We start from the raw sequence: 11,589 nt of genomic DNA on the forward strand, positions 1-11,589 counted from the left end.
GCCAATTGCCATAAAGTTCCCCAAAAAGAATTTTCCAAAGAAATCTTATCGCCCGAAACCATTCAGCAATCTATCCAAAATACAATGGATTTGATTCGCCAAATCAACCCCGATTGTCGTTTTATTTTTACGGTTTCTCCGGTACGCCATACTAAAGACGGTTTCCCCGAAAACCAACGCAGTAAAGCCCATCTTATCACAGCTTTGCAAAATTTACTGAACACGCAACCTTGCGCTCGGAACACTAATTACTTTCCTTCCTACGAAATCATGATGGACGAACTCAGAGATTATCGCTTTTATGCTGATGATATGTTGCATCCTAGCCAAGCTGCCATCGATTACATTTGGATTTGCTTTTTTGAAAATTATGTCAATGCTGATTGTTTTGCTACCATGCAAGAAGTTTGCAACATCCAAAAAGGATTAGCGCATCGACCGTTTAATCCCGATACTACAAGTCACCAACAGTTTTTGGAAACCCTTAACCAAAAGATTATCAGACTACAAAGTCAGTTTCCTCAATTCCAATTTTAACAAAATACGGCATTTGCCGTATTTCCGGTGAAAGCATTTCGCAATAGGTTTGTTATGATATTTAACAACCTAAACCATGAAAACCATTAAAACCCTTTTGGTGTTGGCATTGATAATGCTTTCTACCCAAAATCTTTCCGCTCAAAGGCCGGTACTAACCGATGAAGAAGTTGTTTCGGAAACCGTGACCAAAGAAATCGATGAAGTATTTCAGTCCGAAGACTTTCAAAAAAAGAAAAACAAAAAATACGCTGAAGTCAAAGGCACTATGGTAGTGGATATAGGCGTAGTCCAAAACGGGAAAGTTTCTTCCTTTTTCAAAGTAGACAGCGACATCAAAAACATTGATTTCATCAATTTTATGTCCAACTACATCCTCGAACACAAGTTTAAGTTCAAACTGCAAAAGCAACAGCGTTACAAAATTCGCTATACCATTACATTTTAACCTTAACAATAAAAACAATAGATTATGAAAAAAGTTACTTTAGTAATGATGACGCTTTTTTTAGCGGTCACATTACCCGCAAATGCCCAGTTTGGGAAATTACTCGGTAAGGGCAAATCAGCCGGAAAAAAATCGGGCAGTTTTGCTACTGCTTGGGAATCTGAATTTGATAATAAAGCTTCCCGCTTAGCCGTTTCGGTAAACAACGGTCAGTATGTATTAGGAACCGATGACAATTCGGCTACAGTTTTAGATGCCAACGGAAAAACCATTTGGAGTGGCGATTATAAAAAAATCACCACCAACAAAACCAACAAATGTGAATACCAATATGTAATTCAAAAAGGTGGTGATAAAGGTGGCTATTTGTTTCTTTTTGACGAAAGAAAAATGGGAACAGACCGCGTGGCCGTAATCGATATTGCTACCGGGAAAGAGTTATGGAATTCAGAAGAATATCAAAATCTAATCCAAAAAGGAACCAAAGCTGAAGAAGGAAGCGATGAAGGCGAATTGGATACCGTAAAGTATATTTCTGAATTAGATGCGTTTTTAATTTCACAAAAGGCTTCTGTGATTTTGGTAAAAGCCAATACCGGAGAAAAAGTATGGGAAACCAATCGTTTCAAAGGTGGTGTTGGAAAATATATTTACGATGCCGTAAGAAATGAAATTGTGATGATCAACTTTAAGCCAACCGCTCTGGGAGCATTATTCGCCGGTTTTAAAAATCAGTTGGTTAAAATCAATGCTGCTAACGGAGATATACTTTGGGACGCCACTTTCTTGGGAACTATTGAAAAAGAGTTGGTTACCCGCAGAGCTATTGTTGATTTATGGATCAAAGGCGATAAGTTATACATGTACTTAGACGGATTACAGGTTTATAACATCAATAACGGTCAGAAACTTTGGGAAGTAACTTATGAAAATGATATGCAAGGTGCCAAAGGAGGCATGTTCAGTGGCGGTAGAAGATCAAAAATTTACCGCACCATTGCACAACCTTTATTTACCGATAATGCGGTTTATATAGTAATATTGGGCACTCGCGACCGAACTAAATATGTGGAAAAACACGATTTAGAATCCGGAAAATTGCTTTGGGCTTCCGAAAAAATCACCGGCGCCTTTTGTATGCCGAACATTTATAAATCAGGCGATAAAGTTTTGGTGCAAGTAGGAGGTAAAGTACAAGTACAAGAGTTTAGATTGGAAGAAACCTCAAGCGGATTGTCTGCCGGAATGGCTTTAGGCGGTTTTGGAGGAGGAAGTGTAAAACAATGGGTGCCTTACATTTATTGGGATTACAAAGCGCAAAAGAATTCAGTGTTGTGTATCGATGATTCAACCGGTAAAACGGCTTGGCGTTCTGAAAAATTTGACAAACGCATCACGGATTTTATCATAGAAAATAACAAAACTCTTTTTGTAGGCGATGGCGATGAGTTTTACGGTTACGACATAGCCTCCGGTAACCAATTGTTTGATGTAAAACACAATGATGCCAAAGTGGGTAAAGCGACTGACGTAATTGACTTTGGAGAAAAAGTAGTTGTACTTTCTGAAAAAGGATTGGCCTCTTACAACAAAAAAGACGGTTCTCGAGTTTATGCCACCGAAAAAATCAGAGGGGTTGATTACTTCTACGAAATCGAAGGCAACTATTACTTAAGAGACCAAAGAAACAGCAAAAATATCATCTATGGTATCGACATGACCAATGGAGAAACTAAAGGCTCTGTCCAGTCTAAAGGAAAAGGAGGAAGTCCACAATACGGCGCAGGTATCGACATTACTGATGATGGCGAATTTATCTTCGCTTTCAAAGGAAAAAAAGTAGAAAAAATAAAAGTGAATAATTAAGTTTTTGAATAAGTTTTAAGGACTGCAAGTTTTTTGCAGTCCTTTTTTAATTCGTTTAAAATGAAAAAAAATAGACTACTGTATTTGCTGTTACTGGTATTCGGAATAACTACTGCACAACAAGTGCAATGGGCGAATAAATTGATAAAATATTCCTCCGACTTGGGTGGAAAACAAAACAGCATCAAAAGAATATTAGGAAGACCCGATGCATTTCCTCAAGGCGGAACCAGTCCGAATGCCTGGATGCCCAAAAAAGCTTTAGACGGCTATGAATGGGTTGAGGTGGGTTTCGAAAAACCACAAACGGTTAAGCAAGTGGCTGTTTTCGAAAACTTGAATGCCGGTTGTGTGGTTCGTATTGCGGTTGACAAGGGCAATGGCAAATACGAAACGGTTTGGGGCAGAAAAAAGGATTATAAAACACCAACATTCAAAGCTAGCATTCCGGCAGACCGAAGTTACTACTTCAAACGCAAAAGAAGAAAGATCCAAGATGCACCTGATGTGATTAATCCCGGCGTGGAATACGCCATTTTAGAGCAAGCCGTGTCGGGCGTGGTTGCGGTTAGAGTTGAGTTTAATTTTGCGTTATTACCCGGTCAAAAAGAAATTGATGCCATAGGAATTTCTGACAATGATAGTCCTATAAATCCAACAGTGAATACAAGGCCGGAATTGGAAGCTTTGACCCCTGCAAAAACACTCGAATTAACCGGAATTGTGCCTTCCAGTGGTTCAATCGCTACCGATGGGAAAACACTTTTTATTACTGCAGTTGGTGACCCTAAAAGTGAAATCTACTCTTTTACCAAGAACGCTTTAGGACAATGGGTGAATCCAAAAAATGAAACTTCGCTGAATGGCAATGAGTATTATAACCATTTGTGGTGCATTAATGATAATTTAGTCTTAAAAGGCGGTACATCCTATTCAAAAGGAACCGGAGAGACGGGTTTTGAATGTTTTACGGTTACTAACGGGACTTACAGTAATCAGGGTCAAATAAAGGTAGCGGCATACAATAATTATGATGAAAATGCAGAAGCTTTTCTTACTGCTGACAAGAAGGTTTTACTCATGGGCATTGAAACCGATTTTTCACAAGGCGGAAGCGATTTATATTTTGCCCTACAAAAAGAGGACGGAACCTATGGCTTTCTCCAAAATATGGGGAAGGTTATCAATTCTGCCGCAGAAGAAGGCATGTGTCAGTTGTTGTCAGATAACAAAACTTTATTGTTCGGCAGTAACGGTTTCAGTGCTTTCGGCAGTTACGATATTTATGTGTCTTATCGGTTAGATGATACCTGGAAGAGCTGGTCTGAACCCATCAATTTGGGCAGCAAAATCAATTCAGCGGATTTTGATGGTTTACCTTTTTATGATGAGAAGAATGAAATATTATACTTCATTTCCAGTCAAAATGAAACCAATATTTTAAAGTTTGTTACTTTACCTAAAAGTGTATTGAGCCCCAAGGGTTAAAGAATAAGTTGAGAAAAATAGGGCAAATGTCGTATTGATAGTGTCTATAGATTAGCCAATATTTGTACCATAACTTTAACCATTTTTAAACATGAAAACTATGAAAAAATTCGGAATCTTTTTAGCCATTGCGCTAGTATCTTTGGTAACCTCATGCAGCAGTGATGATGGTGGCGGAGGTGGCGCTACTGCTTCTTTAGGACAAGTTAAAGCCCGAGTGGCCGGTTCTAATTTTACTTCAATGGAATTAGGAACATTTGCCACTAAACAAGTGGTTGGCGGACTTACCACTATTATCGTTCAAGGAAGTGATGCTTCCGGGAAAGCCATTCAAATTATTATTACGGGTTACCAAGAAGGAACAAACACCTACGAAATTAGCGATGACGCTACTATTTCTACTGTCGCAACTTACATCGAAAGCAACATCAGTAATCCGTTAAACTCATTAGTTTGGGCTGCGCCTTACGACAATTCCGGAGCTGTAGGATCGGTTACTATTACTGAGATTTCAGATACCAATGTGAAAGGAACTTTTAACTTCACAGGGAAAAATCAAGACGGTGAAGATACCAAAGCGGTCACCAATGGTGCTTTTAATGTAAACTTTACTTCTAACTAGTTTTAGAAAACCAATAGTTTAAAAAAATACGGCATTCGCCGTATTTTTTTTGCTCTTTTTTTGACTCAATTTTACAAGCTACATTCGAATAGGTATGACATTTTTTTTAATCGCTGTTTTTTTGTGTTTAATCGGACTCATTGTTTTTCTGATTTACAAGATGCTTTCTGAGCGTAATGCCTTTGCTTCCAAACTAAGACCGTTGGAACAATTGATGGTACAGCTTAATGAAGATTGTAAAAACCAATCCCTGCAAATTCAACTCTCGGAAGATTTAAAAACGAAAATGAAAGAGGTAAACGCTGTCTTGAGCCGAAATGTTTTTGATTTAAATTATCAGTTATTCGAAAATTCTTTTCCAAAAAAAGAGCGATAATGATGAAAATTTTAACATTTTCACTACATTTATACTATATACTATCCGAATGAAAAAGCAACATTTATTCCTTTTTATTGGCTTGTTTATTTCTGCAGTGACTATGGCTCAAGATTTGAGAAAAACGTTAGGCAAAGCCTTTACATCTAAAGATTCGTCGGATTATTACTTTAAAATAGCTAAAAGACTGGTTAAAACTCCGGCAGAAGAAGGCCAATATTATTTTTGTAAAAATGCTCGTTGTACAGATTATAATAAATTAGATAGCGCCATAGTTTACGGAAATCGGGCTATAAAAATTTTACAAGAAGTAAACGATGTGCCTTCTTTATTGACGGTTTATAATAATTTGTGCAAGGTTTACCGAAAACAAGGACAATACGATAAAGCCGTCGACCATTGCTTGAGGGGAATTCGAATCGCTGAAAAAGAAAAAAAAGAAAACTGGATTGCTTTCTTTAATGCCACACTTTCCTTGACGTATCACGATTTTGAAAGTTATCCCAAAGGCATTTTCTATGGTAAAAAAGCCCTGAAATATTGGACTAGTCAAAAAGAGAAAAGTCCGGATATGATTAGCAACGCACTTAACGCCATTGCCATCAATTTTGACGATTGGAACAAACCCGACAGCGCATTGTATTACCACAAACAAGTGTTTAGGTACTACAAAGGAAAAGATACCTTGGAAATAGCTGAAACTTACAATAACATAGGCAATACTTTGTTGAAACAAAAAAAGTTCAAAGAAGCTAAAAGATGGATTACTTCTGCACTCAAAATCAACGACAAAAAATTTGAACTGAGTCAGGGAAATAAAAATACTTATTACTATTATGAAAGGGCGACTAATTATACCAATTTAGCCACAATTGCCTATGAGTTAGACGATTTTAATGAGGCTGAAAAACTCTTTGAAAAAGCCTATTGGTTTTCTAAAAAAAGCGGAAACGCCGAAAAGTTGCGCGATTTTTATATGCAACGCGCTTTGTTTAACAAGAAACGCAACAATTTGGCCAAAGCGGTGGAAGACCAAGAAAGCTATATCAAGCTCAGAGATTCTGTTTTTGATGAGCAACGCGCCCAAACCTTTTCCGAGTTAGAGGCCAAATACCAAAACGAGAAGAAAGAAAAACAACTCCTGCAATCCAAAGCCGAAATCAGAGAACGCGAAATCGAAATCAAGAACAAGAACATGCAGTTTTTAATTTTAGGGCTGATTTCTTTTGCTTTGCTCTGTATTATTTACCTGGTTTATCGTCAACAAAAACTCAAAATCAAACAGCAGGAACAAGAGTTTGAACTCAAATCGGCCATCTCTAAAATCGAAAACCAAAACAAATTGCAAGAACAGCGATTGGCCATTTCAAGAGATTTACACGATAATATCGGTTCTCAGCTGACTTTTATAATTTCTTCCGTCGATAATATCAAGTACGCTTTCGACATACAAAATGAAAAACTGGACGCTAAACTGTCCAACATCAGCAGCTTTGCTAAAGATACCATTATTGAATTGCGCGATACGATTTGGGCGATGAACAAAAGCGAAATAACCTTCGAAGATTTACAAGCGCGAATCCACAATTTTATGGAGAAAGCCCAGGAAGCTAAAGAGGATATACGTTTTGAATTTATGGTGGATGCAACACTCAAAAGCAAAATCTTTTCTTCTGTTCAAGGAATGAATTTGTATCGAACCATACAGGAAGCCATCAACAACAGCATTAAATATGCACAGCCTAAGAGCGTTACGGTGAGCATTGAACCCCATGCAAACGGGATAGCCATTACAATTACCGATGACGGCAAAGGTTTTGACCGAGAGATGGTCATGATGGGCAACGGAATTCACAACATGCAAAAACGCATTCAGGATATCGGAGGCCATTTTGAATTGGTTTCCAAACTCGACCATGGTACTGTAATCAGTATCCGATTGAAAAATCAGTAAGTAATACAGCCTAGTGAAATACGTCATATGACGTATTTTTTTTTAAACTTTCTTTTTCCAACTTTGGAAAGTCAAGTGGTATTGATCAAAAAAAAAACAATAGGTTGTTTTTATTGTTGTCCTTTTCATTCTGTGGATTTTCAAGCAGTCTACACGTTTGAAAAGGACTTTTTTAGAATGGATGAACCAACATTCAAAAAAAAGAGTCAAATTTGTTATACAATAGCAGCATATGTCCACCAAAATAGCCATAGTAGACGATAATGTTTTTTTGCAAAAAGCAGTAGCCGAAAAGTTATCTTTTTTCGACGACTTGGTATTGAAGTTTACCGCGGTGGATGGCAATGATCTACAAAAGAAGCTCGAGCAAAACAAGTGTGTTGATTTGATTTTGATGGATATTGAAATGCCGGTTTGTAACGGAATTGAAGCCACTAAAATCATCAAATCGAAATACCCGCAAATCAAAATCATCATGTTGACGGTATTTGACAACGATGAAAATATTTTTAACGCCATTAAAGCAGGAGCTGATGGTTATTTATTGAAGGAAGTCAATCCCAAAGAACTGCATCAAGGTATTATAGAAACGCTCAACGGCGGTGCGGCGATGAATCCTTCTATCGCTTTAAAAACCTTGAAACTACTTAGAAATCCTGTGAGTTTTGAAGAGAAATGTCAGGAAGAAATCAAGTTGACTACTCGTGAAGTGGAAGTGCTGGAACAACTCAGCAAAGGATTGAACTACAATGTGATTGCCGATAATTTATTCTTGTCGCCTTCTACAGTGCGCAAGCACATCGAGAATATTTACAATAAACTTCAAGTCCACAACAAACTCGAAGCGATTCAAAAAGCTAAGAGTAATAATCTGATATAAACCAGAATACGACAGATGTCGTATTTTTTTTACGCCAATCTCATCATAAGTTTGTTTGACTAAAAATAAATCAAGATGAGATCAAAATTACTTATTACTTTCTGTTTGCTAGCTATAAGTGTTAATGCCCAATGTTGGCAAAAAATAGCTGCAGGCAATCAATTTACTGCAGCCATTAAAACCGATGGAACACTATGGACTTGGGGAGATCATCAATATGGGCAACTCGGAATTGGTCCCGTAACCAATGATGCCGGAGCTCCGGTTCAGGTTGGGACAGCTACCAATTGGGCTAATGTTTTTGCCGGCTGGTACAGTGTTTTTGCCATTAAAACCGACGGCTCTCTTTGGGCTTGGGGACAAAATACTTACGGGAAATTAGGTGATGATACCACAACAAACCGAAATACACCAGTTCAAATCGGAACGGATACCAATTGGCAGTATATTTCCTCAAATCTCAATTGTACCATGGGAATCAAGACCGACGGTTCTCTCTGGGCTTGGGGAGGGAATCTCTCAGGACAATTAGGAGATGGGACTTATACCAATAGACCAACTCCGGTTAGGATAGGTCAAGCCTATGATTGGGTTACCATTTCCGTTGGAAGTTCACACAATGTGGGAAGGCGTTCTAACGGAACACTTTGGACTTGGGGAGTTGGACTCAATGGACAGCTGGGATTAGGAGCAACCATGTTTGTCAATGTTCCAACACAAGTGGGAACCAATACGGATTGGGCTTATGCTACTGCCGGAGAACAACATGTGGTGGCGGTTAAAACCAACGGAACCTTGTGGGTATGGGGTTATAATGCCCAAGGGCAACTGGGCGATAATACAACGGTTAATAAAACAGCACCAATTCAAATTGGTACCGATACCAATTGGTTGCAAGTCCAAGCCAATAATCATAATTTAGGATTAAAAACCGATGGTACAGTATGGGTTTGGGGATTGAATACTTCTTATCAATTGGGAGATGCAACGATAACCAACAGAACTTCACCACAACAATTGACTTTTGGGGCTGTCGTTCAGCAAGTAATAGCCGGTGGTAATTTTTCTTTTTTCCAAGTGGCTAACGGGACAATTTATGCCTGCGGAAACAATTCTGATGGGATGTTGGGAGATGGTACTTATTTGAGTCGAGAAACGCCGCTTGCCATTTTTCAGTGTTCCGGATTGGGAATAGAAGAATTAGAGGCAACCCAATTTGCGCTTTATCCGAATCCAACTCAAGGTATAGTATCTTTAAAAGCCGAAAACACAACTATTCGTGAGGTTGAAGTTTATGATATTTTCGGCAAGAGTATTTACACTCAAACAGCAGTTGAAAATGAATTACAACTCGATTTAACCCAAAATCCGTCCGGAGTTTACTTGGTAAAAATCACTTTTGAAAACAACAGCAGTATTACTAGAAAGGTAGTTGTACAATAATAAAAAAGGCTCCATAATAGGAGCCTTTTTTTATAATTTACTATCCAAACTCTGCCATCCGCCGCCGTTGATTACTTCAATTCCCGCCGATTTCAAGATGGATGCGGCTTGCGCACTTCGCATTCCTGAGCGACAGCACACAATGACCGGTTTGTCCAGCTTTTTGATGTCGTTTACATTACTGCTTATTGTATCTAAAGGTATGTTCTTTGATCCTTTGATGTGTCCTTCGCGGAATTCGCCAATGGTTCTTACATCAATAATCACAGCGCCTTTATTCACAAAATCATTGATGCTTTCTGATTTGCTGCCTAAACCTAACATGTCTAATAGTCCCATAATTCAAATTTTTTCAACAAAGATATTTTAGTCGACTTTAGTTGGCAGTAACAAAGGTTACATTAGTGTTGTAAGCTTACTTTTTCCAGAAATAATGCCAGTCCGCCTGAAATTAAATGAGCTATCTCGGGGCGACTTTGCTTCACTTTTTCCAAATGGACTAAAACATCGTGCAACAGGGCTGTATTGTTTGTTTTGTCGCACAATTCGGCAATTTCTACTGATAATAGCCAGTCTTTCGGATGTTTGTCTTTTACTATTTCAAATGTTTTTTCTAATGAAATGACAGCCGGTTTGCCTTCACGTATGTTTCGTACATTGAGGTATAAACCTTCCAGTTCTTCGCGCTCTGCTGATTTTTTAGCTTTGATAGTTTGAGAAGATGGTACGTGGTTAATCATGTCAAAGCTATTCACATCAGCCGGACCTGAAAAAGCAGAAATTACTTTTTTACCCACCGCCATATCGTAAATGCCCCATTCCGGTAAAAACAATACGGTTTCATTATGGGTTACTGTACAGTTTTTAAAACTGATAATGATGATTTCTCCTTGCAAATTTCGGGAACCGGTAATGATTTCTCCGGTTACTTTGATGTTGCCCTCAAATTCTAAGGTAACTTTTTCCGCTTCGTAAATGTCGTAAGCTCTTAAGTCACGCGGACTCATATCTTCAATCGCCAAGTTGATGCCTTTCAGTTTTCCTATTGGTGAACCAAATCCTTCGGTGTGGTATGCGGTTCCGTGACCTACCAATTCTTTTTCGCGGTAAGACAAGGCCGTTTTACCGGTAGTCTGTACGTAAACCGGTTTGCCTTCGTGTTCAATAACGTTGCTAAATACCCCCGAAATTTGAATGCCGGTACTCAATTCTATAGTGCCTAAAGCCTTGGAGTCAATTAATTTTTTAATGCCCGATAAACCTCCGGTGCGCAATGCCATCGTATTGGCAAATTCTTCCAAAACCAAACTCAAATGTGCAAAATCAGGTGTGACGTACAGCTGTGGTTGCGGTTTGGTAATGTCGAAACTTTGGTCGGCAGCCGATATATCATAAGGGATTTTGGTCACATTATCCGTCATACACCAAGCGCTTTCGCCTATGGAGGAAAGCAAACCGGCACCATAAATTTTCGGATTATCCACCGTGCCAATTAAGCCATATTCCACTGTCCACCAGTGTAGGTTGCGGATTCTGGACATTTCCGAAAGTTCGCCCATATTATTTTGTAAAAAGTCTACCTGATCTTCTGCTTTTTTAATGTCTTCTTCCGGAGTGTCTTCGGCTTCTTTTAAAATCGATAACAACCGAATCGCTTCATACAATTCGTAATCGCGAGAAGACGAAATCGCTTTACAACCAATTTCTCCAAAACGGCGCAAATATTCAGCATATTCCGGATTGGCAATAATAGGAGCGTGGCCGGCACCTTCGTGTATGATATCCGGAGCAGGTGTATATTCAATATGTTCTAATTGTCGGATATCCGAAGCAATTACCAAAACGTTGTACGCTTGGAATTCCATAAAAGCATTCGGCGGAATAAAACCATCTACAGCCACGGCAGCCCAACCAATTTCTTTTAAAATGCGGTTCATGCCGTACATGTTCGGAATAGAATCCACTTCCAGACCGG

Annotated in this window: 11 protein-coding genes; 9 read left to right on the forward strand and 2 right to left on the reverse strand. The window is 38.7% G+C overall.

Going from position 1 to position 11,589, the window contains the following annotated elements; genetic code table 11:
• From ACIQ32_RS09785 to ACIQ32_RS09825, 9 genes are all read left to right on the forward strand, one after another.
• A partial coding sequence (locus ACIQ32_RS09785) for a GSCFA domain-containing protein (protein WP_396195505.1) occupies window positions 1-537 on the forward strand: 537 nt, incomplete at its 5' end.
• Between the two features lie 76 nt (window positions 538-613).
• Window positions 614-985, forward strand: coding sequence for a hypothetical protein (locus ACIQ32_RS09790; RefSeq protein WP_396195506.1), 372 nt, complete (start codon window positions 614-616; stop codon window positions 983-985).
• 24 nt (window positions 986-1,009) lie between these two features.
• A complete protein-coding gene (locus ACIQ32_RS09795; RefSeq protein ID WP_396195507.1) occupies window positions 1,010-2,851 on the forward strand; it encodes a PQQ-binding-like beta-propeller repeat protein in 1,842 nt (613 codons plus the stop codon).
• 60 nt (window positions 2,852-2,911) lie between these two features.
• On the forward strand, window positions 2,912-4,339 hold the full coding sequence (locus tag ACIQ32_RS09800; protein WP_396195508.1) for a hypothetical protein: 1,428 nt from the start codon (window positions 2,912-2,914) through the stop codon (window positions 4,337-4,339).
• Between the two features lie 91 nt (window positions 4,340-4,430).
• Complete coding sequence (locus tag ACIQ32_RS09805; RefSeq protein ID WP_396195509.1) at window positions 4,431-4,961, forward strand: DUF6252 family protein; 531 nt, start codon at window positions 4,431-4,433, stop codon at window positions 4,959-4,961.
• A gap of 94 nt (window positions 4,962-5,055) precedes the next feature.
• Complete coding sequence (locus ACIQ32_RS09810) at window positions 5,056-5,337, forward strand: hypothetical protein (RefSeq protein ID WP_396195510.1); 282 nt, start codon at window positions 5,056-5,058, stop codon at window positions 5,335-5,337.
• Window positions 5,338-5,386: 49 nt separating this feature from the next.
• A complete protein-coding gene (locus tag ACIQ32_RS09815) occupies window positions 5,387-7,291 on the forward strand; it encodes a tetratricopeptide repeat protein (RefSeq protein WP_396195511.1) in 1,905 nt (634 codons plus the stop codon).
• 232 nt (window positions 7,292-7,523) lie between these two features.
• The gene (locus ACIQ32_RS09820; RefSeq protein ID WP_396195512.1) at window positions 7,524-8,171 is read left to right on the forward strand and encodes a response regulator; all 648 of its coding nucleotides are present in this window, start codon (window positions 7,524-7,526) and stop codon (window positions 8,169-8,171) included.
• Between the two features lie 75 nt (window positions 8,172-8,246).
• Window positions 8,247-9,614, forward strand: coding sequence for a T9SS type A sorting domain-containing protein (locus ACIQ32_RS09825; RefSeq protein ID WP_396195513.1), 1,368 nt, complete (start codon window positions 8,247-8,249; stop codon window positions 9,612-9,614).
• Window positions 9,615-9,644: 30 nt separating this feature from the next.
• Here ACIQ32_RS09825 and ACIQ32_RS09830 read toward each other — a convergent pair whose 3' ends face one another.
• Window positions 9,645-9,953: a rhodanese-like domain-containing protein gene (locus ACIQ32_RS09830; RefSeq protein WP_396195514.1), complete on the reverse strand. Its 309-nt coding sequence runs from the start codon at window positions 9,951-9,953 to the stop codon at window positions 9,645-9,647.
• A 62-nt stretch (window positions 9,954-10,015) separates the two neighbouring features.
• Window positions 10,016-11,589, reverse strand: a 1,574-nt coding sequence (locus ACIQ32_RS09835; RefSeq protein ID WP_396195515.1) for an aromatic amino acid hydroxylase, incomplete at its 5' end; no start/stop codon positions are given.

This window comes from Flavobacterium sp., assembly GCF_044373165.1.
Lineage (GTDB): Bacteria > Bacteroidota > Bacteroidia > Flavobacteriales > Flavobacteriaceae > Flavobacterium.